The organism is Nonomuraea sp. SBT364 (assembly GCF_001083785.1).
In the GTDB taxonomy this organism is placed as follows: domain Bacteria; phylum Actinomycetota; class Actinomycetes; order Streptosporangiales; family Streptosporangiaceae; genus Nonomuraea.
Map to the genome: position 1 here is coordinate 12,132 of NZ_LAVL01000031.1, position 23,016 is coordinate 35,147.

Here is a 23,016-nt window from a genome sequence, read left to right on the forward strand (position 1 = left end):
CTTGTCCGCGCCTTCACACGGGCCGGAACCCGGCCGGCTTTCCGTGGCCGTGAGATTCCGCTCGGTCGGCCCGGGTAGCAGCGGTCGCATGTTGACTTCCGTCGTACGGTCAGGGCTGGCCGCCACCTTCGACCTCGCGGCGCGGCTGCGGCGGGGACGCCCGCTGCATCCCGCCGGGCTCGTCCTCGACGCGCGGCTGCGCCTGCACGGCACCGGCCGGGAGTGGGGGGCGGATTTCCTGGACCGGCGGATGGATCTGGCGGGGATCGCCCGGCTTTCCCGGTCCGTCGGGCTGCCGCCGCCGGTGCCCGACATCCTGGGGATCGCCCTCCGGTGGGAGCAGGCGGCCGCCACGCCCGAGCTGCTCCTGGCCGGCACCGGTCACACCGTGCTGGGCCGCCGCCTGCTCCGGCCGGCCACCGCGTGGGCGCCTGGGGTCTACGGCTCGCTGTTCCCGTACGAGGTGGGCGGCCGGCGGGTGCTGCTCGGGGCGCTGCCCCGGGCGGGACGGCGGCTCCCCGCCCGGTTCGACGTGCTGGCCGATGCCGTGGTGGGCGGGCCGCTGCTGTTCGATCTCCTGGTCGCGGCTCCGTCGGGGCCGTGGAGGGTGTTCGGGCAGGTCGAGCTGACCGGTCCGGCGCGGACGGACGCCGAGCGGCCGACGCGGTTCAACCCCGTCCGGCATCCCATTCCGGGTTTGCGCCCGGCGGGCTGGCTGAGCGACGTGCGGGGGGCCGCGTACGTGGGCGCGCAACGGGTGGCCGGCCAGCCCGCCGAGGAACGGCACCTGACCAGCCGCCATACGTGAATCGCTATCGGTCGATGCTGGATATCGCTATTAGACGCCGCCTGATCACATCTGCTTTGCTCCAGCTCTGACGGACGACACACGAGGATGTGACATGCGATACCTCCATGCCCGCCGCCTTGTGGCCGCACTGGCGATCTCCCTGGTGAGCGGCGGGGTCACGGGCACGGCCTCGGCGGAGACCGGCCAGGTGGCCAAGGAACTACGCAAGCTGGAGGTGTCCTTCAAGGGCCGCATCGGCGCGTACGCCATCGACACGGCCACCGGCAGGACGGTCACGTACCGGGCGCACGAGCGTTTCGCGATGCTGTCCACGTTCAAGGCGCCGCTCTGCGCGGCCGTGCTGCAGCGGGCGCGCACCTCACGGCCGGGGCTGATGGGCAAGGTCGTCAAGTGGACGGCCGCCGACATGAAGCCGAACTCGCCGGTCACCGAGAAGCACCTCAAGGACGGCCTGACCGTCTCCCAGCTCTGCGAGGCGGCCGTCACCCAGAGCGACGGCACCGCGTCCAACCTGCTGCTCAAGCAGATCGGCGGGCCCGCCGGGCTGACGCGGTACTTCCGCGCGCTGAAGGACTCGGTCTCCAGGATGGACCGCCGGCACCCCGAGCTGAACGACTGGACCCCCAAGGAGAAGCGCGACACCACGACACCCGCGGCCATCGCCGCAGACCTGCGCGCGCTCACGACGGGCAACGCGCTGCACGCCAAGGACCGGGACCAGCTCAACGCCTGGCTGCTGGCCAGCAAGACCGGCGCCGAGCGCATCCGGGCGGGACTGCCCAGGAATTGGACGATCGGCGACAAGACCGGCACCAACTCCGACGGGTTCGGCGGCGGGAACGACATCGCCGTCATCTGGCCCGGCAAGGGGGCGGCCCCCATCGTCATGGCGATCTACACGAACCGGACGCCGGGCCTCGCCACCGACAACCGGACCATCGCGAGGACGGCCACCGCCCTGGCCCGCGCGCTCGGCAAGCTCTGACGCCCCCCGGCACTGTCGGGGACCGCCGCTCGTCCGTACGATGGCGGGGTGCGTCGTTCCGTGTGGGACGAGCCGCGTCCTGTCGACCCGCCGCGGCGGGTGTGGCGGGACTGGGTGCTCGTGGGGGTGCTCGCGCCGGTCGCGCTGCTCGAAGGGCTGCTGCGGCCGGACCTGCAATGGCGGGCCGTGTCGGTCGTGGTCACGATCGGGCTGGTGCTGACGCTGCTGTGGCGGCGGACCCGGCCGCTGCTGATGCTGGTGATCGCGTTCGGTGTCACCGGGCTGGCGCCGCTGGTGGTCGGTGGCGATCCGTCCCTGTACACGATGGCCTGTCTGCTGCTGCTGCCGTACGCGCTGGTGCGGTGGGGGTCCGGGCGGGAGGCCGCGGCGGGGCTGGTGGTGATGCTGGTGTCGATCGGGTTCTCGACGGTGCCGGCGCGGACGCCGGTCGCCGACGCGGTGGGGGCGTTCTCACTGATGCTGGCGGCAGTGGCGCTCGGCGTGGCCTTCCGCTACCGGGCGGTGGTGCGCGTGCGTGAGCTCGACCGGGTGAAGCTGCTCGAACGGGAGCGGCTGGCCCGCGACCTGCACGACACCGTCGCCCATCACGTGTCGGCCATGGCGATCAGGGCGCAGGCGGGCCTGGCGACGGGCACGCCGGACGCGGCGGCCGAATCGCTGCGGGTGATCGAGGCGGAGGCGTCGCGGACGCTCCAGGAGATGCGCGCCATGGTCCGGGTCCTGCGCCGGGACGAGTCAGGCGAGGCGCAGCCCACCGGCCATCTTGCCGACCTCGAACGGCTGGCCGGAGACGTACGGAGCGGGGCGCGCGTGGAAGTGGAGCTGATGGGCGATCTCGACGACCTGCACCCGTCCACCACGGCGGCGATCTACCGGATCGCCCAGGAATCGGTCACCAACGCCCGGCGGCACGCCAGGAACGCCTCCAGGATCACGATCCGGGTCACCGGCGAGAACACGTCGGTGCGCCTGTGGGTGAACGACGACGGTGACGCGGGGCCGGCGGCGACACCCGGCTACGGGCTGCTCGGCATGATGGAACGCGCCGAACTGCTCGGCGGAGGCTTCCAGGCGGGGCCGGGTGAGGGCGGCTGGACGGTGTCGGCGGTGCTGCCGCGTACCGGGGCGGCCACGTGAGCATCCGGGTGCTGGTCGCCGACGACCAGGAGATCACTCGCACCGGGCTCCGCATGATCCTCGACGCCCAGCCCGGCATCGAGGTCGTCGGCGAGGCGGCCGACGGGCGGCGGGCCGTGGAGCTGGCGCGGCGGCTGCGGCCCGACGTGTGCCTGTTCGACATCCGGATGCCCTACCTCGACGGCATCGAGGCGACCCGCTCGCTCGCCGGGCCGGACGTCGCCGACCCGCTCGCCGTCGTCGTCATCACCACGTTCGACCTGGACGAGTACGTGCACGCCGCGCTCAGGGCGGGCGCGCGGGGCTTCCTGCTCAAGGACGCGGGGACCGAGCTGCTCACGCAGGCCGTCCGGGCGGCGGCGGGCGGCGACGCGCTCATCGCGCCGAGCGTCACCGTGCGACTGCTGGCCGCCTTCGCCGGCGCGGCCCGGCCGGCGCCGCCCGCCGAGCCGCTCACCGACAGGGAGGAGGAGATCCTGGCCGCCGTGGCGCGCGGGCGCACCAACAGCGAGATCGCCGACGAGATGCGCATCTCGCTCAGCACGGTGAAGAGCCATGTCGCGCACCTGATGATCAAGCTCGGGGTGCGCAACCGCGTCGAGATCGCCATGTGGGCGTACGAGACCAACCGGGCGGGAAACCGGCCGATCGGCTGACGAACCCGTCGTTCTTTCGGCCGTTGAGCGGCCTCGCGGCCCCCGCGCACACTGTGGGACATGAAGGCATACGTCTTACGCTCGTACGGATCGCCCGACGCCCTGGAGCTGACCGAGCTCCCCACCCCGGTGCCGGGTAACGGAGAAGTGCTGGTCCGGGTGCGCGCCACCTCCGTCCAGCCCTACGACTGGCACCTCATGCGCGGGGAGCCGTACATCTCCCGGCTCATGCCCGGCCCCCTGGGGCTGCGCGGACCGAAGATCACAGTGCTCGGCGCCGACGTGGCCGGGCAGGTCGAGGCGATCGGCCCCGGCGTGACCGGCTTCCGGCCCGGCGACGACGTGTTCGCGATGCCCAAGCAGGGCGGCTTCGGCGAGTACGTGTGCGTACCGGAGAACGAGCTCGCGCCGATGCCCCGCGGGCTGTCGTACGAGGAGGCGGCGGCGCTGCCGCTGGCCGCCGGGACCGCGCTGCTGGCCTTGCGCGACGTCGGCCGCGTGCGGGCGGGCCAGCGGGTGCTGGTCAACGGCGCGTCGGGCGGCGTGGGCACGTTCGCGGTGCAGCTCGCCAAGGCGTACGGCGCGCACGTCACCGGCGTGTGCGGGCCGCGGAACCTGGAGCTGGTCCGGTCGCTCGGCGCGGACGAGGTCCTCGACCGCACCAAGGAGGACTTCACCGGCCACGAGGGACGCTACGACCTGCTGGTGGACAACGCGGGCGGCCGGACCGGCGCCGAGTGCCGCAGGGCGCTGACCCGCAAGGGGATCCACGCGCTGGTCGGCGGGCCGGGCGGGCGGTGGGTGCAGCCGGCCGGGCGCATGTTCGCGCTGCTGGCGGTGGCGCCGTTCGTCTCGCAGCGGGTGGCGCTCGTGGACGTGGTCGGATGCCGGGAGATGGGCGCGAACCTGCGGACGCTGGCCGGGTTCGTCGAGAGCGGCGAGCTCAGAGTGGTGATCGACCGGCGCTTCCGGTTCGAGGAGATCCCGGAGGCGGTCAGGTATCAGGAGCAGGGACGCGCCGCGGGCAAGGTCGTCGCCGGTGGATTGTCGGAGCCGTAGGACATGCTGGGCGGCATGACTGACGTGCTGCTGTTCCATCACGCGCTCGGGCTGACGCCGGGGGTGCTCGCCTTCGCCGGCGTGCTGCGGGAGGCCGGGCACACCGTGCACGTGCCCGACCTGTACGAGGGGCGCGTCTTCGACGACCTGGAGGAGGGCGCCGGTCACGCGCAGGAGATCGGGTTCGGCACGCTCGTGGAGCGCGGGCGGGCCGCCGCCGAGGGGTTGACCGGACAGCTGGTCTATGCCGGGTTCTCCCTGGGGGTGGTGCCGGCGCAGACGCTGGCCCGGACCCGGCCGGGGGCGCAGGGCGCGCTGCTGTTCGAAGCCTGCCTGCCGGGCGACGGGTGGCCCGGCGAGGTGCCGGTCCAGGTGCACGGGATGGACGCCGACCCGTTCTTCGCGGGCGAGGGCGACCTCGACGCGGCCAAGGCGCTCGGGGCGGAGCTGTTCCTCTACCCGGGCGACCGGCACCTGTTCGCCGACAGCGGCCTGCCCTCCTACGACGCCGACGCGACAGCGCTGCTCACCGAGCGGGTGCTCGCGTTCCTGCGACGAAAGATGTAGGCCGATCTCCTCAGCCCGCAGGAAGCCCGCGGGCCGGGGAGTCCATAGCGTGGGAGACCTCATCTGGAATGATCGAAATGAGGCTGTCATGGCACCCGGCCGCAAGAACCTGTTCACCGGCCTCGCCGTCTTCGCCGGTGGGCTGCTGCTGTGGCAGTTCGGGCTCGACGTCGAGATCGTGGTGTTCACCCCGTCGAAGATCGGCGTGGTGATGATGGTGCTCGGGGCGGCGGAGGCACTGTGGGGCCTCTACCGGATGCGCACCGGCTCCTCAGCCGTCGATCCCGGCCCGGAGGGGCGGCGCTTGCTGCCGAAGGAGAAGTAGGCGCTCGGGCCGGCGAGGTTGACGAGCGCCACCGAGCGCCACCGAGCGCCACCGAGCGCCACCGAGCGCCAGACGATCACGCTACCGAATGGCGCAGAGCAGGCGGTTGTTGCCGCGCTGCCACAGGGTGCCGGTCTCGCTGAAGCCGGCCTCGCGCAGCGCCGTCACGTGGTGGGTGAGCAGGTTGGACTCCGAGCCGTCGTGCCCCGCTCCGGCGGTGGTCCGCTCGGCGTTGAGCGCGCTCAGGTCGGGGTCGGCGGCGACCGCGTCCCACCAGGTGCGCCAGTCCTCGGGATGGCCGCCGGCGAAGACGCGCTCGGTCTGCTTGTCGTGGATGGCGCGTTCGAGGCGGGCCAGGCCGGGGGTGGCGTCGTCGGAGTCCAGGTGGTCGCCGTTGAGCAGGAGGCCGCCTGGCCGCAGCACGCCCGCCAGCTCGGCGTACATGGCGCTCAGCTCCGGCGGGGCGATCCAGTGCAGTGCGGTGGTGCTCACCGCCGCGTCGGCGGGGCGGTCCAGGCCGAGCGTGGCCGTCCAGCCGGGCGTGCGCAGGTCGGTGGCCACGAACGTCAGGTGCGGGTACGCGGCGCGGCCGAGCCCGAGCAGCAGCGGGTCGGCGTCCACCGCGACCACCCGGGCCTTGGGCAGCCGTTCGAGCAGCCGGGCGGCCAGCGAACCCGGGCCGCAACCGAGGTCGATCACCAGCGGGTCGGGCCTGTCCAGCGCCTCCACCGCGTCGATCAGCGCGGTGAACCGCTCTTCACGGTCGGGCAGGTAGCCCTCCTGCTGGCGGTCCCAGCGCGCGAGCCAGGCGAGTGCGGCATCGTGGGTGAGCACAGTAGGTCTCCCTTGTGACTGTCGTTTATGCTTTCAGCAGTCACAGACTAGAGCGTAAAGGTGTAACTGGTCAATTGAACTTCAACAGTCACACGGACGGAGTCGTCCGGGTCGCCGTCGGGCTGGTCAACAGCCTGACCCCCGGCGAGCGGCGTGGCCGGCCCGCGCCGCCGCCCGCCGACACGGCCGCCGCGGCCACCGAGGGGCTGCGCGACGGCTATCCGAGCCACCGCCCCGCGACCGAGGCCGAGGCGGCCGAGCTGGTCACGGTCGCGCTGCGGCTGCGGGAGGTCTTCGAGGCCGTCGCGACGGGCGACGTGGACGCGGCGGCGCTGCGCGTCAACGACCTGCTGGAGGAGACGCGGGCCAGGCCGATGCTCCAGCGGCACGACGGGGAGCCGTGGCACCTGCACTTCCACGGCCCCGGCGGGACGATGGCGGGCGACTGGGCGGCGAGCTGCGCGACCGGGCTGGCGCTGGTGCTGGGGAGCGAGTTCCACGACCGGCTGGGGGTGTGCACGGCGCCGCACTGCGACCGGGTCTACGTGGACGTCTCGCGCAACGGGACCCGCCGGTTCTGCTCCACTCCTTGCCAGAACCGAGTGAAGACCGCGGCGTTCAGAGCTCGCAGCAAGACTTCCTAGCCCGACACATCGTGAAATATCCGCCCGGCCTGGAGTGCCAGCCGGGAAAGTGGATGCGAATAAGGCTCGTGCGCCCCTCTGACGTGCCAGAATGGCGCCACTGTGACCCCCTCCCCATCATTTCCCGTGAACCTCGTCGGCATGTCCAACGGCGATGTGCTGATGCTGCCCGCCGTGTGGCCGGTGCGCCTCACGCCCGAGCAGCGGCGTCAGCTCGTGGAGCGGCTGCTCGACACCGAGACCGAATGGCCGGACCTCGATCCGTGACGGATCCCCCTGCTCCAGCTCCCCGGGGGCGGCCCGGGGAGCTGGAGCCCGTTCATTCGGCGGCGAGCCGCTCTGCCTCGTCGTGCAGCGCCGCGATCACCATGAGCTCCAGCCGGAACTCGTCCAGATCGAGCGTCGCGAGGTCGTCAAGGACGCGCATGGCGGGCCTCCTTGAACTATGGACGCCCCCCAAGTCACAAAGGTTCACACAAGTCTATAAATGGATATCTCTGACGAGAAATCAGGCGGCGCCCGACAAGTCCGCGTGCCTGTCGCGTTCTATCTGCGCCTGAAGGATCTCCTGACGCTCGTCGCTGATCCTGCGCGACAGGATCATGTACGCGTTCAGCACCTTGGCGTAGGAGCGCCGTGCCTCTTCGAGTTGTTCGCCGAGCCGCTGCGCCCGGCCGGTGTCGCCCTCGCGTAGCGCCTCGGCCAGCAGTTCGCCGGCCTCCTCGACGATCTGCTCGGCCCGCTGCCGGGTCCGGCGCAGCAGTGCGGAGCACTCGAAGAGCTCGCCCAGCCGCGCTGAGGAAACGATGAACTCGGCCGTGTGCACGGCCGACCCGTTGCTCGCCGTCCGCCGGAGATCTGTTTCCATACCCGCCACCTCCACCGTCAAAGGTTGCCTCACTGTAGACGCGCAACCGCGATCCGTGGATCACCGAGGGATTTCGGAGGTACGGGTGTGTGTCCCCGGTGGACTTCTCTTCTCCCGAGGGGGATAACAGCTTCCCTGAAGCCGATTCGGTGGGGGTTGAATACGACGCTTAGTCGTCTTACCTGGGTTTATTGAGGAAATGCGATGTATCACCCAGCTCACCAAATCCGGCGGACCAAGACCGCTGATCCGCCACGCCGCCCGGCACGGTCGTCACATACTGATGCGTGACGGGTGCGGACGGTGATACCCCGGGTGTGGGCGGGCGGTGGCCATGAAGGACGACACGGCGGACGACACGGTGGACGTGAGCGTGGACGTGAGCATCGTGATCCCTGCCCGGGACTGCCGGACCTATCTGGACCGGTGTCTCACCTCGGCGCTCGTCCAGCGGGTCGTCACGGAGATCGTGGTCGTCGACGACGGATCCACCGACGGCACCACCGAGCTCCTCGGCCTCTACGCCGAATACCACCGCGACTGCGTCAAGGTGATCCGCCTGGAAGGCTCGGGCGGCCCCGGCCGGCCGCGCAACGTCGGGCTCGACCACGCGGGCGGCCGTTACGTGTTCTTCCTCGACGCCGACGACTACCTCGGCCCCGAGGCGCTGGAGCGCATGGTGGCCGTGGCCGACGCGAACGGCTCCGACATCGTGCTCGGCAAGATCGTCGGGCACGGGCGGCGGGCCCCCGCGTCGATGTTCCACCACAACGCCGACCGGGCCGAGCTGGGCGCCAGCGCCGTCTACAACAGCTTGAGCTGCTTCAAGCTGTTCCGCAGGGAGATGCTGGAGCATCACCACATCAGGTTCCCCGAGGAGCGGCTGGTCGGCGAGGACATCTACTTCACCGTGCACGCCTACTGCCACGCGGCCACGATCTCGGTGGTCGCCGACTACGACTGCTACCACCTGGTCGCCAGGGCCGACGGCAGCAGCATCATGCAGCAGCCCGACAGCCGCGATCCGGTCGCCTGGCTGTACATGGTCCGCGACCCGATCCGGCTCATGACCGGGCACGTCCCGCCGGGGCCGCTGCGTGACCACCTGCTGCTGCGGCACTTCAAGATCGATGTGTTCCCCCAGCTCGGCGCGCCCTTCCTGGAGGCGGGGGAGGTGCGGCGCAAGGAGATCGCGCAGGCCGTGGCCGCGCTCTGCGATCAGTGGCTCACACCCGGCGTCCACCGGGGGCTGACCGGCACCGACCGGCAGCGGCTGGCGGCGCTCGGCGACGTGGACCGGCTGGCGCGGCTGGCCGACATCGAGTGCGCCACCGTCCTGCGGCGGCTGACCGGGCTGTGCTGGGACGGCGAGCGGCTGGCGATCACGGTGGCGGTCGAGCTGGAGGGCATCGGCGTCCCCGACGCCGTGTCGCTGGTCCTGCGCACCCGGGACGACCCCAGGCGCGAACTCGTTGTCCGGGCGGAGCTGGTCGAGCCCGGCGAGCCGGTCGTCGCCGAGCCGGTGGCCGGTCACGAGGTCGAGCCGGCCGGTCACCGCTACACCGCCCGGGTCGACGTGGCGGCGCTCGGCTCCGGGATCTGGGACGTGCGGGTGTCGGCCGAGCGCGAGGGCGTCCTGCGCACCGGCCGGCTGGGCGCGGACCGCGACGGCGACCTGACGCTCCCGGCGCCCCGGCTGGTCGGAGGGGCGGCCGTGCTGCCGTACTTCACCCGGGACAACGGCAACCTCAGCGTGGACGTCGGCGGATACGTGGTCGGGGTGCCCGGCAGCGTGCGCATCACCAGGACCAGGTGGTCGCTCGGGCGGCGGCTGCTGATCGACGGCGAGATCGCGGTCGCCGGCGGCGTGCCGCCGGAGCCGGCCGTGCGGCGGCTGGTGTGGCGGGAGCGCGGCAGCGGCCGCGAGCGCGCCGAACCGGTGACCGTGCTGCCCGGCGGCGGGTTCGCGGCCGGCCCGGCGGTGGGCAGGCTGCCGCCCGGCACCTGGGATGCCTACCTGGAGCTGGACCTGGGCGGGCCGCCGGCCAGGTTCAGGATCGAGACCGACGCCGCCGCGATCGCCGCGCCGCGCCGCTGGCTCGGCGGGATCGTGCTCCTGAGCGTCCGCCCGTACGCGACCTCCGGGAAGGGACGGCTCAGCACGGTGGTGCGGCAGCTCACGGCGCGGGCGGTGATCCGAAGAATGATGCGCTAATGCCATCCATATGCAGGTGCAAGACGATGACCTAAAGTAGGTACGTTTGTTCTCCTGCATCCGGAGGCTGGGTCGTGCACGTTCCCGATGGCTTCTTCAACGCAGCCGTTTCCGTATCGGCCGGGGTGGTGGCCGCGGCCGGGGTCGCGGTCTGCCTGCGCGGCGCCCGGCGCGAGCTGGACGACCGCACCGCGCCCATGGCCGGACTGGTGGCCGCCTTCATCTTCGCCGTGCAGATGCTCAACTTCCCGGTCGCGGCCGGGACCAGCGGGCACCTGCTCGGCGGGGCGCTGGCGGCGATACTCGTCGGACCCTATACAGGGGTGCTCTGCATGGCCGTGGTCCTGCTCGTGCAGGGGCTGTTCTTCGCCGACGGCGGGCTCACGGCGCTGGGCGTCAACATCACGCTCATGGGCCTGGTGACCGTGCTCGTCGGCTGGGGCCTGTTCCGGGCGATCACCAGGGTCGCGCCGGGCCGGGGCGGGGTGACCGCCGCCGCGTTCGTCGCCTCGCTGGTCTCGGTGCCCGCCTCCGCGCTGGTTTTCACCGTGCTGTTCTGGGTCGGCGGCACCGCGCCGATCGACCTCGGCACGGTCGCGGCGGCGATGGGCGGCGTGCACGTGCTCATCGGGATCGGCGAGGGCCTGATCACCGCGCTCACCGTCGGCGCCGTGCTGGCCGTCCGGCCCGACCTCGTCTACGGCGCGCGCGGTCTGGCCAGGCCGCTGGAGCTGCGCGGCGCGGACGGCACGACCGTCATCACCCAGGAGCCCGAGCGGCCCGCGCCCGCGAAGGGCGGCACGCCGTTCGTGCTCGGCGCGCTCGGCGTCACGCTGGTGCTGGCCGGGCTGGTGTCGTCCTACGCCTCGGCGGATCCCGACGGCCTGGAGTCGGTGGCCGACGACAAGGGCTTCCTCGGGCAGGCGGGCGAGCACCTGTTCGGCACCTGGGCGCTGGCCGACTACGGTGAGGTGGGCGGCATCCCCGTGGGCATCGCGGGGATCATCGGCGTCGGCATCACCCTGCTCGTCGCCGGCGTCGTGGCCTACGCCGCCCGCGGCCGCGACCGCACACGGGTCTGAAGCGGAAGGCGGTGAGAGCCGGTGGGATCCGGGCACGCGCATCGGCTCTACCTGCCTGGCGGCTCGCCGGTGCACCGGCTGCCCGCGCAGTGCAAGCTGCTCGCCGTCGTGGGCTTCGCCCTGGTGGTGGTGGCCACGCCGCGCGAGCGCCTCTGGGCCTTCGCGGCGTACGCGCTGCTGCTGGCCGGGGTGGCGGCCGCGGCCAGGATCCCTCCGGCGTTCGTGCCGAGGCGCATGGTGGTAGAGCTGCCGTTCATGCTGTTCGCGTTCCTGATCCCGGTCATCGGGCTGGGGGAGCGGACCGTGGTGCTCGGGGTGTCGCTGAGCGTGCCGGGGCTCTGGGCGGCCTGGAACATCCTGGCCAAGGCGACGCTAGGGGTGGTCGCCTCGATCCTGCTCGCGGCGACGACCGAGCCCCGGGCGGTGCTGCTCGGGGCCCAGCGGCTGCGGGTGCCGGGGCTGCTGGTGCAGATCGCCATGTTCATGCTGCGCTACCTGGACGTGATCATGGACGAGATGCGGCGGATGCGGATCGCCCGGGAGTCGCGGGGGTTCCAGGCGCGTGACCTCCGGCACCTCCCGGTGATCGCGCGCTCGGCCGGGGCGCTGTTCATCCGCTCGTACGAGCGCGGCGAGCGGGTGCACCTGGCGATGCTCAGCCGCGGCTACAGCGGCCAGATGCCGATAATTGACGATATTTCGGCAACTGCCGCGCAATGGGCGGTCGCGCTCGCCCTGCCCGCCGCGGCCCTGGCAGTTCTGGGGCTCTCCCTGTGACGGAACAGATGCTCAACTCCCTCGAAGTCAGCCGCCTCGCCTACGCCTACCCCGACGGGACTCAGGCCCTGTTCGGCGTGGACCTGACGATCGGGCGCGGCGAGCGGGTGGCGCTGCTCGGGCCCAACGGCGCCGGCAAGACCACGCTCGTCATGCACCTCAACGGCATCCTGACGGCCGGGCACGGCACGGTGACGGTGGCCGGCACGCCGGTGCGCCGCGACACGCTCAAGGAGATCAGGCAGCGCGTCGGCCTGGTCTTCCAGGACCCCGACGACCAGCTCTTCATGCCCACCGTGCGCGACGACGTGGCGTTCGGCCCGGCCAACTCCGGGCTGCGCGGCGAGGAGCTGGAGGCCGTGGTCAAGAGCGCGCTGGAGCGCGTGGGCATGCTGGAGGCAGCCGACCGGCCGCCGCACCACCTGTCGTTCGGCCAGCGCCGCCGGGTCGCGGTGGCGACCGTGCTGGCGATGGAGCCGGAGATCCTGGTGCTCGACGAGCCGTCGTCCAACCTCGACCCGGCGGCCCGCAGGGAGCTGGCCGAGATCCTGCGCTCGCTCGACGTGACCGTGCTCATGGTCACCCACGACCTGCCGTACGCGCTGGAACTGTGCGAGCGCTCGCTCATCCTGTCGGACGGGGTGATCGCCGCCGACGGGCCCACCCGGGACCTGCTGGCCGACGCCGAGCTGCTCGCCCGCCACCGGCTGGAGCTGCCGTACGGGTTCGCTATACCGGCTGCGCAGGAACGTGGATGAGCACCAGCCGGTCGCCCGCCCGCAGCTCGGAGACCTGCGGATCGGTGTAGTTCAGCATCCGGCCGTCGCGCACCACGGCCACCACGATCTCCTCGCCGCGCGCCGGCGGGCCGCCGACCTCGTCCGCGCGCACCGGCCGCTCGTACAGGTCCAGGCCCTTGCCGTAGACGAGCAGGTCCTCGATGAGCGCGCTGACCGCCGGGCTCTGGGTGGCGACGCCGAGCATGCGGCCGGCCGCCTCCGAGGAGGTGATCACCACGTCGGCGCCGCTCTGCCGTACCAGAGGGTCGTTCTCGGCCTCGCGGACGGCGGCGACGATCGTCGCGCCCGGGTTGAGGCTGCGGGCGGTGAGCGTGACCAGGGCGGTGGTGTCGTCGCGCCGGGTGGCGATGATGACCTCGCGCGCCTGCTTGATCGCGGCGCGTTCGAGCACGTAGCTGCGGCTGCCGTCGCCGGTGACGCCGGTGAACCCGTGGGCCGAGGCCTCGGCGACGACGGCCGGGTCGGGGTCGACCACGACGATGGACTCCTTGGCGCAGCCGTTCTCCAGCAGGGTGCGGCTCGCGGCCCTTCCCTTGGTGCCGTAGCCGACGATCACCGTGTGGTCGCGCAACCTGGCCCTCCAGCGTTCGATGAGTATGGCCTCGCGGGTGCGCCGGGTGAGCACCTCCAGCGTGGTGCCCACCAGCACGACCAGGAAGGCGATGCGCAGCGGCGTGACGGCGACGATGTTGACGATCCTGGCCGCCGGCGTGACGGGGGTGATGTCACCGTAGCCGGTCGTGGAGATCGACACGGTCACGTAGTAGAGCGCGTCCAGCAGCGAGACCTCCCCGTCGGCCGAGTCGCGGTAGCCGTCGAGGTCCAGCGCCACCAGCACGAACATGCCCAGCAGCATCGCCAGCGCGATCGCCATCCGGCGCAGCACGGCTCGCAGCGGGCTGAGGCGGGCCTCGGGCAGTCGCACGCCCAGTGCCGACTCATCCTCATGCATACGGGTGATCGTAGTTTGTGCGTGCCCGGTATCAGGGCAAGGGGAAGTACAGTGGCTCATCGAGGAGGGGCCAAATGAAGCTGCGGCTTGCGCGACACGCCCTCGGTGACGCCGTGGTGGTGGCCGTTGCGGGGGAGCTCGACCTGTTCACCGCCCCGTTCCTCCGCGACGAGGTGCGCGACGCGATCAAGCAGGACAGCGCCAGGCTCGTGCTCGACCTCCAGCAGCTGTCGTTCATGGACTCCAGCGGGCTGTCGGTGCTCATCGAGGCCTGGCGGCTGGCCACCGGCGAGGGCGGCGGGGTGTCGCTGGCCGCGCCCCAGGCGCCCGTGGCGCGCATCCTGCGCACGACCGGGCTCGACCGGCGGATCAAGGTCTATTCGGACGTGGACAGCGCCGTGGGGGGAATTTAACCGCCCCCGAGTAGAACTTCATTCGGTTGCCAGGTTAGGGTCCGTGCTATGGACGTGAACGGATCCGCAGCAATCATCTCCGGCGGTGCCAGTGGCCTCGGCGAGGCCACCGCCCGCGAGCTGGCCGGCGCCGGCGCCACCGTGGTCATCGCCGACCTCAACGAGGAGCGCGGCAAGGCCCTGGCCGACGAGCTCGGCGGGGTCTTCGTGAAGACCGACGTGTCGGACGACGAGCAGGTGCAGGCCGCCGTGGACGCGGCCGTGGCCACCGGCAAGCCGCTGCGCGTGCTGGTCAACAGCGCCGGCATCGGCTGGGCCGAGCGCACCGTCAACCGCAACGGCGAGCCGCACAACCCGGCGACCTACCGCAAGGTCATCGAGGTCAACCTGATCGGCACGTTCAACCTCATGCGCATCGGCGCGGCGGCGATCTCGAAGACCGAGCCGGTCGACGAGGACGGGCAGCGCGGCGTGGTGATCAACACCGCGTCGGTGGCCGCGCTGGAGGGGCAGACCGGTCAGCTCGCCTACAGCGCCTCCAAGGGCGGCATCGTCGGCATGACCGTGCCGGCGGCCCGTGACCTGGCGGCCATCGGCGTACGGGTGAACACGATCTGCCCGGGCATCATCGACACCCCCATCTACGGCTTCTCGGCCAATGCCGACGACTTCAAGGCCAAGCTGGTGGCGCCGGTCGTGTTCCCCAAGCGCATGGGCCGCGCCGGTGAGTTCGCCCACCTGGTGCGCTCGCTGGTGGAGAACGACTACATGAACGCCGAGGTCGTCCGCTTCGACGGCGGCATCCGCTTCCAGCCCAAGTAGGAGGGCCCGTGTCCGACGAAGTGCTCGTCGAGGAGTCCGGCGGCGTCGCCGTGCTCACCATCAACCGTCCCAAGGCGCGCAACGCGGTCAACGGGGCGGTCGCGCGGGGCATCGCGGAGGCGCTGGACGCGCTCGACGCCCGTCCCGAGATCTCCGCGTACGTCCTGACCGGCGCGGGCGGCACCTTCTGTGCGGGAATGGACTTGAAGGGGTTCCTGACGGGTGACCTCCCGGTCGTGGAAGGGCGCGGATTCGGCGGCCTGACCGAGGCGCCGCCGAAGAAGCCGCTGGTCGCGGCCGTCGAGGGCTACGCGCTGGCGGGCGGCTTCGAGATGGCCCTGTCGTGCGACGTGATCGTGGCCTCGTCGGAGTCCACGTTCGGCCTGCCGGAGCCCAAGCGCGGCCTGGTCGCCGGGGCGGGCGGCGTCATGCGCCTGCCGAGGCGGATCCCGTACCACGTGGCCATGGAGATGGCGCTGACCGGTGACCACTACCCGGCCTCGCGGCTGTACGAGCTGGGGCTGGTCAACCGGGTCACCGAGCCGGGACAGGCGCTGGAAGGCGCGCTGGAGCTGGCTCGCAAGATCGCCGCGAACGCGCCGCTCGCGCTCGCCGCGACCAAGAAGGTGATCATCGAGTCGCAGGACTGGACGCTGGAGGAGATGTTCAAGCGCCAGGGCGCGATCATCAACCCGGTGTTCGGGTCCAAGGACGCCATGGAGGGCGCGGCGGCCTTCGCCGAGAAGCGCGCCCCCCGCTGGAAGGGCGAGTAAGGCGGCCCCCTCCCGAGCAGGGAGGGGGCTTTTCACGCACTCGGGCTGGTTCGTACGTACGGTAAAAAGGGAGACGACCACCTGGGAGAGCGCATGAGCGACTATTCGAGGTCCCCGTTCGAGTCCGCCAAGCGTGGCGCGGGGGCGCTGCTGTCCGGCGCGCTGGCCGCGTTCCTGCTGATGGTGGGCGTGCTCGCGGTGATGTGGGCAGTGGAGATCGTCGACTACGTCATGCTCGGCGCCCTGGACGGGTTCGGCATCGTCGGCTGGGAGCCGTCGGGGCTGATGGGCATCTTCTTCGCGCCGTTCCTGCACATCGGCTTCGGCCACCTGATCGCCAACTCGCTGCCGCTGCTGATCCTCGGCTTCCTGGCGGCGCTGCGCGGTCTCGGCAAGTTCTTCCTGGCCAGCCTGCTGATCATCGTCATCGGCGGCGTGGGCACCTGGTTCACCAGCCCCGGAGTGATCACCGTGGGCGCCAGCGGGCTGGTGTTCGGCTACTTCGGCTACATCCTGGCCCGGGGGCTGTTCGACCGGCTGGTGCTCGACATCGTCATCGGCATCGGGGTCGGCATCGCCTACTGGTCGATCCTGGCGGGCGTGCTGCCCAACCAGCCGGGCATCTCCTGGCAGGGGCACCTGTTCGGGCTCATCGGCGGCGTGGTCGCGGCCTGGGTGCTGCGCAGGCAGCAGCCCAAGCCCCTCGTCTGACCGGTTTCGTCGCGGACCCCGGGAGGCGCCCGGGGTCCGCGGTGTGCGCTAGAGGCGCTCGACCACGTGGTCGATGCAGGCGGTCAGCGCCTCGACGTCGGCCGGGTCGACGGCCGGGAACATGGCCACCCGCAGCTGGTTGCGGCCCAGCTTGCGGTAGGGCTCGGTGTCGACGATGCCGTTGGCGCGCAGCACCTTGGCCACCTCGGCCGCGTCGACGCTCTCGGCGAAGTCGATGGTGCCGACCACCTGGGAGCGGAACTCGGGGGCGGCGAACGGCGTGGCGAAGGAGGACTTGTCGGCCCACGTGTAGAGGCGCTGGGCCGAGTCGGCCGTGCGGGCCGTGGTCCAGGCCAGGCCGCCGTTGCCGTTCATCCAGTCGAGCTGGTCGGCCAGCAGGAACAGGGTGGCCACGGCCGGGGTGTTGTAGGTCTGGTCCTTGGCCGAGTTGTCGACGGCGACGGGCAGGCTGAAGAACTCCGGCACGTAGCGGCCCGAGCCCGCGATCTCCTCGACCCTGGCCAGGGCGCGCGGCGACATGAGCGCGATCCACAGGCCGCCGTCGGAGGCGAAGCTCTTCTGCGGGGCGAAGTAGTAGACGTCGGTCTCCGACACGTCGACGGGCAGGCCGCCGGCGCCGGAGGTGGCGTCGACCAGCACGAGCGCGTCGTCGCCGCCGACCCGCCGGATCGGCATGGCCACACCGGTGGAGGTCTCGTTGTGGGTGAGGGCGTAGACGTCGATCCCGTCCTCGGCGACGGCCTCGGGGTGGGTGCCGACCTCGGACTTGATCACCGAGGGCTCGCCCAGCCACGGGGCCTTCTTGGCCACGGTCGCGAACTTCGAGGAGAACTCGCCGAACGACAGGTGCTGCGACCGGTCGCGGATCAGCCCGAAGGCGGCGATGTCCCAGAAGGCGGTGGTGCCGCCGTTGCCGAGCACGACCTGGTAGCCCTCGGGCAGCGAGAACAGGTCGGCCAGGCCGGAGCGCACGCGGCCGACCAGGTTCTTGACCGGCTTCTGGCGGTGCGAGGTGCCCATGAGGCTCGCGCCGGAGGCGGCGAGCGCGGCCAGTTGCTCGGTGCGAACCTTCGAGGGCCCGCAGCCGAAGCGGCCGTCGGCGGGCTTGATGTCAGCGGGAATCACGATGTCAGCCACCAGACAAGGGTATCCAGCCGCCGAGATTGCCTGGTCCCGGGTCCGGATGGTGAGAAAGGATGAAACGATCGCACTCTCGGGGCGGATGACGGGTGCGGTACGGGCGAGAGACACAGGCGTGGGCACGGCTGGAGGAGCGTCCAGGTGGCCGATGTGCGAAGCGTTGTCGAGGGGCTGATCCGCCGGCCGGCGTTCTGGCGCGCGGACCCGCCGCTGCCCATCGTGCTCGTGACCGGTCCGGAGGCGTTCGCCACGGTCGAGGCGCTCGCCGAGCCGTTCCACGGCTGCGTGCCGTCGGCCAAGGTGCGCGAGGGCGCCCACGGGTCGATCCTGGAGCTGGTGCGCGCGCTGGCGGGGGAGCAGGGCGACCTCGGCATGCCGCGCGGCGGGTCGCTGCTGCCGCCGCCGCGGTTCCCGCTGGCCCAGTTCGTGGTGTGGGCGAGGGAGCAGCGTGATCTGGAGCAGAAGGGCGCCGCCGGCTGGCCGCCCGACCCGCAGACGCACACCGGCTATCAGGAGTTCAAGAAGCGGCTGAAGGAGTGGCGCAGGGGCAGGCGCGGCGGCGATCGCGGTGTGCGTACGTCGGCCGACTTCCTGGCGCGGGCCGCGACGACGTGGGTGCCCGTCGGGACGCTGGCCGTGTGGTGGGCCGGTGGCTCCACCGATCTGGTCGGCGTCCTCCCGTGGCTGCTGGGCGCCCTGGTGGCGCTGGCCGGCACCGCCGCGCAGGGCGCGCTGTCGATCAGGGGTTCGCTCTTCACCGGCTGGTTCGGCAAGCAGCCGTACGTGCGCAGGAACCGGTTCGAACGGTTGCCGCAGTACGCGCTGCGGCTGGCGGCCGCCGAACCGGAGGAGATCGAACAGCTGCTGGTCCACGCGTTGATGCGGGACCTGCGGGAGGCGTACAAGAAGTGGATCATTCCGTGGCCGAGCTGGGGGCGGGGCCAGTACGCGCTGCTGGCGCTGGAGGCGGCCGATCCGGCGGGGTGCAACGCGCGCTTCCTGCGGCTCGTGGAGGAGACCACGGAGGAGACGGGGCTGCTGCCGCCGATGGTGGTGCTGGCGGCGGTGCCCGCCGTGCCGGCCAGGCAGCAGGAGCGCGCCGCGAAGCTGGACGCGCTGCCCGGGGCGGTCGAGCAGTGGCGGCAGGCGACCCGGCTGCGCGTCCCGGACCTGCGGCTGACCGTGCGCGCCGAGGCGGGGCCGCCGGGCGGCAAGTACGGGCCGGTGCAGCCGCGCCGCCGGCGGGCCACCGGTTACTGGACGGCGATCGGGCTGCTGGTGGCCCTGCCGCTGGCCTGGGCCGTCTGGAGCCAGGTGGACAGGGACGCGCACTGCGGCGGCCTGCGCTGGGCGGAACGGGCCGGGAACGAGTGCGTGGGCATCGTCAACGCCACCGGCGACACGCCTGAGCACCTGTTCGAGGGCGAGGTGCGGGAACTCGTCAGGAAGATCGACCAGAACAACGCGTACGCCACCGCGTCGGGGCTCTATGTCAGCGTCGTCCTGTTCGGCGAGTTCACGATCAGGAAGGCGTGGTCGGACGACACCCGGCTGGCGGCGGCGGTGTCCGAGCTCGCGGCGGTCGAGGAGTATCAGCGGACCGTGTCGAGCACGCCCCGGCTGCGCGTGCTCATCGCGAACGCCGGCGACGACTTCGGGCACGGCCGCAGGACGGCGCGGCTGATCACCGAGCTGGTCGGCCAGGACCCGCACGTGATGGGCGTCGTCGGCATGCCCCGCAGCGTGGAGGGCGTCAGCCAGGCGATCGAGGAACTGCACGCGGCCAAGATCCCCATGGTGGCGAGCACGGCCACCGCCGACAGCCTCGGCCACATCGGCGACCCCGCCGAACCGGGCGGGCCCGGCGACCCGTCGCCGTACTACTTCCACGTGGCCCCGACGAACTTCCGCGAGGCGGCCCTCGGCGCGCGGTTCGTCCGGGACGAGCTGCTCGCGAAGGCGAAGAAGCCGTCCGCGATCATCGTCCAGGACGGCTCGCCCGCCGACCAGTACACGAACAACCTGGCCGACGACTTCGGGACGGCGCTGACCGGGCACGGCGTCGAGGTCCTCGACCGGGTCTCCTACACCGTCCGGGCGGGCGGCATCTCCTCGGCGGCGATCAAGGCGTGCCGGCTCAAACCGGGCGTCCTGGTCTACGCGGGGCGCGCGGCGGAGTTCCGCGACTTCCTCAAGGACGTCGAGGGCAAGGCGTGCGGCGAGGTGAAGGTGCTGGCCGGCGACGACGTCGTCAAGGTGGTGGCCGACCACGGCCGCGAGATCGCCGGGATGCGGCAGGTGCAGGTTCACTACATGGCGCTGGCGCACCGGACGCTGTGGGCGCACGCCGGGGCCGAGCCGACCGCGTTCGTCAGCAGGCTGGTCGGCGGCGCGCATCCGGACGCCGCCGACGACAACCTCATCCTCAGCTACGACGCGATCAGCGTGATCTACCAGGCGGCGGCCACCGCCTACCGGGCCGCCGGGGTGGAGGGGACACCGGAGCCGGGCGGGCTGCCCAGCCGGGGCGACATCCTCTACCGGCTCTCCCGCACGGCCGGGGAGAGCGCGTGGGAGGGGTCCGGCGGGGTCGTCGACTTCGGCGCCATGGATCGGCACGCGCCGATCGGCAAGGTCATCGCGATCATGAAGGTGGGCGGCGGGAGGAGCCACAGCGAGCCCGTCGTCATCTGCGGGACGCTGGACGCCGCCCGCGGCCCCGCCAAGGAGCCGCTGTGCCCGGGACTGCCGGACGTGCCACCCTCGGGCGGGCCGATGGGCCCGTGAGATTTGCGGCACTATGTCAGCAAAGTAGGCGAACGTCGGGGGGCTAGCGCCAGGGGGGCGACGCATGGCCGATGTCCGCACGTTCTTGCAGCACCTGTTCGCCAGGCTCATCCGGCGACCGGCCCCGTGGCGGCACGACCGGTCGCTGCCCCAGGTGTCGGTGTTCCTGAAGGGCCAGGGCGACCTGGAGCCGCTGATCGTGCCGGACGACCAGCCGGTGCCGTACTTCTCGCCGGTCACCTGCTCAAGCGTCCCCGACCTGGTGCGGCAGGCGGCGGGCAAGCTCGGCGAGCGGACCGGCCCGCGGGGGCTGCCCAGGATCAGGTTCCAGCTCACCGGCTTCGTGCTGCTGGTGTTACGGCAGCGCGAGCTCGGCGAGGTCGCCATCCCCGACATGGAGCGGGCGCTGGCCGAGGACCGGCCGGGCCGGGGCGGCCCCGCCGATGACCGCCCGCGCGCGGTCATGCTCGACTACCTGGGCAGGTCGCTGACCGGCTGGATCCCGGCGGCCTCGGTGATCGGCACCTGGCTCGGCCAGGCGACGACGTTGCTGGCCTGGGGGCTGACCGTCGCGGCCGGCGCCGTGGTGGCCGCCGGGCACGCCGCCGTGCTGGCCCGCACCCACGTCCGCAGCGCCTGGTTCCGCAACCAGGAGGCGCAGCAGCGCACCCCGTGGGAGCGGCTGCCCGCGTACGCGAGCAGGCTGGCCGCCAGGGCGACGGACGAGGAGCTGGAGCGTCTGCTGGTCGGCGCCTTCCTGGAGGACCTCAGGCAGGCTTACAGGCGCCGCAGGCTGTTCCTGTGGCCCGCCTGGGCGCGGGCCTACCACTGCGTCGTCTACCTGAGGGACGTCACCGCCGCCGACGCGGCCGTCCTGGCCTTCCTCGGCTGCCTGCACGCGGTGCGCGAGCGGAGCGCGCAGTGGGACCCGTTGCTCGTGGTCACCTCCGGCCCCGACTCGCCCGCGCTGGTGCGCGACGTGCGCACGGTGCGGCTGCCTGGCGGCCCCGGCGAGGAGCACGCCGGCGAGCACGTCCACCACGAGTGGCTGCGCCTGGTGAGTCACCGGCACGGGCCGGCGTACCTGGTCATCGAGGACGTCGACCTCACGGCGGGCAACCAGCGCGTGGTGACGCCGGCGCCGGCGGCGGGGCACAAGCGGGTGCGGGCCTACTGGACGATCATGGTGGCGCTGCTCGTCGTGCCGCTGATCGCGTCCGGCCTGTACGTGTGGAACGCCACCAGGACCTACTGCGAGGCCCCCGACGTGCTGCGGGACGAGATCGGCGAGTGCGTCGGCATCAGCGACGGCGGCTACGTCTTCCACAGCCGGCTGACCGCCCCCATCGCCCGCATCCAGGCGGAGAACGTCAAGGCCGTCGAGAGCGGACGCTATGTGGAGATCGTCTACATCGGCCCGATGACGGGCGGGCCGGACGCCCTGCTGGCCGGCTCGCAGGGCGAGTTGTACGGGATCGCCGCCTACCAGCAGGACTACAACGCCGTGAGCGGTTCCCGGCCCAAGATGCGCGTGCTGCTCGGCAACCCGGGAAAGGCGTTCAGGAAGTCCGTGGAGCTCGCCCGGCAGGTGGTGGACCGGCTGGAGGCGGGCGCGCCGATCGTCGGCGTGATCGGCATGGCGCAGAGCCGGGCGGTCAACCAGGAGGCCATCGCGGTGCTGAACACCGCCGGGCTGCCCGTCATGGTCACCGTCGGCACCGCGGACCAGCTCGGCTCACACAAGCGGGTGCCGGCGCCGTACTTCTTCCGGCTGGCCGCCAACAACGAGCGCCAGGCCAGGGCGTCGGCGGCGTGGGTCAGGGCGGGCACCGGCGAGCTGCCCGCCGCCACGAACGTGACGCTGCTGGAGGACGTCACCGAGGGCGACCTCTACAGCGCCAACCTGGCCGCCGGCTTCCGCGCCGCCTTCGGCGCCGAAGGCGTCACGAGCCTGCCGTACTCGGGGGGCGAGCAGCTCAAGGCTCAGGTGAAGAAGGCCTGCGCGGGCGAGCCCCAGCTCATCTACTACACGGGCAGAGGCGATGACTTCGTCACCTTCGTCCAGGGCATCGACGAAGGGTGCAGCCAGTCCCGCATCCACCGGGTGCTGGCCTCCGACGACGTGACCAAGTACGTCCAGGACAACCACCAGCGGCTCAAGGACCACCCCAACCTGCGCCTGCACTACGTCACGCTGGCCTGGGAGAAGGTCTGGGACTCCATCTCCGCGGGCGAGGGCCGGGGCGGCAAGGCCCAGATCAGCCGCATCCTCAGGCTGATCGGCGCCGATGCGCAGCCGTCGCGGCTGCACGCGATGCTCGCCCACGACGCCGCGCTCGCCCTCGGGCTCGCGATCGGCTCCGCCCCCGGCCCGCTGCCGGACAAGGGCACGGTCCTGTACGGCCTGAGCACGATGGGCACGCAGTACGGGACCACCGGGGTGATCGAGTTCACCGGAGGCAGGGACCCGCACGAGTCGGCCGACAAGCCGGTGATGCTCGTCCAGGTGGGCGAGGAGCTGACACTCGCCGGGATGTGCGGCAGGCTCACCGAGGTCGAGCCGGGCCGGGCCGTCTGCCCGGACGCCGGGCTGCGCGCCGCCCGCTGACGACGAAC

23 protein-coding genes are annotated in these 23,016 nt (G+C 72.0%); 19 read left to right on the plus strand and 4 right to left on the minus strand.

From position 1 onward, the window contains the following. The first annotated feature begins 88 nt into the window (after window positions 1–88). The 7 genes from ADY59_RS16865 (at window position 89) to ADY59_RS16895 (ending at window position 5,561) form a co-directional block, all read left to right on the plus strand. On the plus strand, window positions 89–808 hold the full coding sequence (locus ADY59_RS16865) for a hypothetical protein (RefSeq protein WP_049563192.1): 720 nt from the start codon (window positions 89–91) through the stop codon (window positions 806–808). A 94-nt stretch (window positions 809–902) separates the two neighbouring features. Then, a complete protein-coding gene (gene bla / locus ADY59_RS16870; protein WP_049563194.1) occupies window positions 903–1,796 on the plus strand; it encodes a class A beta-lactamase in 894 nt (297 codons plus the stop codon). A 48-nt stretch (window positions 1,797–1,844) separates the two neighbouring features. After that, window positions 1,845–2,954 carry a sensor histidine kinase gene (locus tag ADY59_RS16875; protein ID WP_231618749.1) on the plus strand — a complete coding sequence of 370 codons (1,110 nt, stop codon included), beginning with the start codon at window positions 1,845–1,847 and terminating at the stop codon, window positions 2,952–2,954. After that, window positions 2,951–3,610, plus strand: coding sequence for a response regulator (locus tag ADY59_RS16880; RefSeq protein ID WP_049563197.1), 660 nt, complete (start codon window positions 2,951–2,953; stop codon window positions 3,608–3,610). The genes ADY59_RS16875 and ADY59_RS16880 overlap by 4 nt, the downstream gene beginning before the upstream one ends. Before the next feature lie 60 nt (window positions 3,611–3,670). After that, window positions 3,671–4,669, plus strand: a complete 999-nt coding sequence (locus ADY59_RS16885; RefSeq protein ID WP_049563198.1) for an NAD(P)-dependent alcohol dehydrogenase — start codon at window positions 3,671–3,673, stop codon at window positions 4,667–4,669. Window positions 4,670–4,684: 15 nt separating this feature from the next. Beyond that, complete coding sequence (locus tag ADY59_RS16890; protein WP_049563280.1) at window positions 4,685–5,236, plus strand: dienelactone hydrolase family protein; 552 nt, start codon at window positions 4,685–4,687, stop codon at window positions 5,234–5,236. Window positions 5,237–5,324: 88 nt separating this feature from the next. Continuing rightward, a complete protein-coding gene (locus tag ADY59_RS16895; RefSeq protein WP_049563199.1) occupies window positions 5,325–5,561 on the plus strand; it encodes a DUF5708 family protein in 237 nt (78 codons plus the stop codon). Window positions 5,562–5,642: 81 nt separating this feature from the next. Here ADY59_RS16895 and ADY59_RS16900 read toward each other — a convergent pair whose 3' ends face one another. Next, window positions 5,643–6,395 carry a class I SAM-dependent methyltransferase gene (locus ADY59_RS16900; protein ID WP_049563201.1) on the minus strand — a complete coding sequence of 251 codons (753 nt, stop codon included), beginning with the start codon at window positions 6,393–6,395 and terminating at the stop codon, window positions 5,643–5,645. A gap of 74 nt (window positions 6,396–6,469) precedes the next feature. Here ADY59_RS16900 and ADY59_RS16905 point away from each other — a divergent pair, with 74 nt between their 5' ends. Next, window positions 6,470–7,039: a CGNR zinc finger domain-containing protein gene (locus ADY59_RS16905; protein WP_049563203.1), complete on the plus strand. Its 570-nt coding sequence runs from the start codon at window positions 6,470–6,472 to the stop codon at window positions 7,037–7,039. A gap of 141 nt (window positions 7,040–7,180) precedes the next feature. Continuing rightward, a complete protein-coding gene (locus ADY59_RS53380) occupies window positions 7,181–7,306 on the plus strand; it encodes a hypothetical protein (protein WP_269433610.1) in 126 nt (41 codons plus the stop codon). A gap of 241 nt (window positions 7,307–7,547) precedes the next feature. Here ADY59_RS53380 and ADY59_RS16910 read toward each other — a convergent pair whose 3' ends face one another. Beyond that, window positions 7,548–7,907, minus strand: coding sequence for a hypothetical protein (locus ADY59_RS16910; protein WP_049563204.1), 360 nt, complete (start codon window positions 7,905–7,907; stop codon window positions 7,548–7,550). A 334-nt stretch (window positions 7,908–8,241) separates the two neighbouring features. Between ADY59_RS16910 and ADY59_RS16915 the strand changes: the two genes are divergently transcribed. From ADY59_RS16915 to ADY59_RS16930, 4 genes are all read left to right on the plus strand, one after another. After that, window positions 8,242–10,122, plus strand: coding sequence for a glycosyltransferase family 2 protein (locus ADY59_RS16915; protein ID WP_049563206.1), 1,881 nt, complete (start codon window positions 8,242–8,244; stop codon window positions 10,120–10,122). A gap of 74 nt (window positions 10,123–10,196) precedes the next feature. Continuing rightward, window positions 10,197–11,204 (plus strand): energy-coupling factor ABC transporter permease, encoded by a 1,008-nt coding sequence (locus ADY59_RS16920; RefSeq protein ID WP_049563208.1) that lies wholly within the window; start codon window positions 10,197–10,199, stop codon window positions 11,202–11,204. A 21-nt stretch (window positions 11,205–11,225) separates the two neighbouring features. Beyond that, on the plus strand, window positions 11,226–11,981 hold the full coding sequence (gene cbiQ, locus ADY59_RS16925) for a cobalt ECF transporter T component CbiQ (RefSeq protein WP_049563209.1): 756 nt from the start codon (window positions 11,226–11,228) through the stop codon (window positions 11,979–11,981). A gap of 8 nt (window positions 11,982–11,989) precedes the next feature. Then, the gene (locus ADY59_RS16930; RefSeq protein WP_049563211.1) at window positions 11,990–12,739 is read left to right on the plus strand and encodes an energy-coupling factor ABC transporter ATP-binding protein; all 750 of its coding nucleotides are present in this window, start codon (window positions 11,990–11,992) and stop codon (window positions 12,737–12,739) included. Here ADY59_RS16930 and ADY59_RS16935 read toward each other — a convergent pair. Then, window positions 12,711–13,733 (minus strand): potassium channel family protein, encoded by a 1,023-nt coding sequence (locus ADY59_RS16935; protein ID WP_049563212.1) that lies wholly within the window; start codon window positions 13,731–13,733, stop codon window positions 12,711–12,713. The two genes, ADY59_RS16930 and ADY59_RS16935, sit on opposite strands and share 29 nt — an antisense overlap. A gap of 74 nt (window positions 13,734–13,807) precedes the next feature. On the opposite strand from ADY59_RS16935, the gene ADY59_RS16940 reads away from it, so the two are divergent. From ADY59_RS16940 to ADY59_RS16955, 4 genes are all read left to right on the plus strand, one after another. Further along, window positions 13,808–14,146, plus strand: a complete 339-nt coding sequence (locus ADY59_RS16940; RefSeq protein ID WP_049563214.1) for an STAS domain-containing protein — start codon at window positions 13,808–13,810, stop codon at window positions 14,144–14,146. Window positions 14,147–14,194: 48 nt separating this feature from the next. Continuing rightward, window positions 14,195–14,968 carry an SDR family NAD(P)-dependent oxidoreductase gene (locus ADY59_RS16945; RefSeq protein WP_049563215.1) on the plus strand — a complete coding sequence of 258 codons (774 nt, stop codon included), beginning with the start codon at window positions 14,195–14,197 and terminating at the stop codon, window positions 14,966–14,968. Between the two features lie 8 nt (window positions 14,969–14,976). Next, the gene (locus ADY59_RS16950) at window positions 14,977–15,741 is read left to right on the plus strand and encodes a crotonase/enoyl-CoA hydratase family protein (RefSeq protein WP_049563217.1); all 765 of its coding nucleotides are present in this window, start codon (window positions 14,977–14,979) and stop codon (window positions 15,739–15,741) included. Between the two features lie 93 nt (window positions 15,742–15,834). Then, window positions 15,835–16,452, plus strand: coding sequence for a rhomboid family intramembrane serine protease (locus tag ADY59_RS16955; protein WP_049563218.1), 618 nt, complete (start codon window positions 15,835–15,837; stop codon window positions 16,450–16,452). Between the two features lie 48 nt (window positions 16,453–16,500). Here ADY59_RS16955 and serC read toward each other — a convergent pair whose 3' ends face one another. Next, on the minus strand, window positions 16,501–17,610 hold the full coding sequence (gene serC / locus ADY59_RS16960; protein ID WP_049563220.1) for a phosphoserine transaminase: 1,110 nt from the start codon (window positions 17,608–17,610) through the stop codon (window positions 16,501–16,503). Window positions 17,611–17,763: 153 nt separating this feature from the next. Here serC and ADY59_RS16965 point away from each other — a divergent pair, with 153 nt between their 5' ends. After that, window positions 17,764–20,400, plus strand: a complete 2,637-nt coding sequence (locus ADY59_RS16965; protein WP_156325552.1) for an ABC transporter substrate-binding protein — start codon at window positions 17,764–17,766, stop codon at window positions 20,398–20,400. A gap of 64 nt (window positions 20,401–20,464) precedes the next feature. Then, complete coding sequence (locus ADY59_RS16970) at window positions 20,465–23,008, plus strand: hypothetical protein (RefSeq protein ID WP_049563223.1); 2,544 nt, start codon at window positions 20,465–20,467, stop codon at window positions 23,006–23,008. Window positions 23,009–23,016 lie beyond the last annotated feature (8 nt).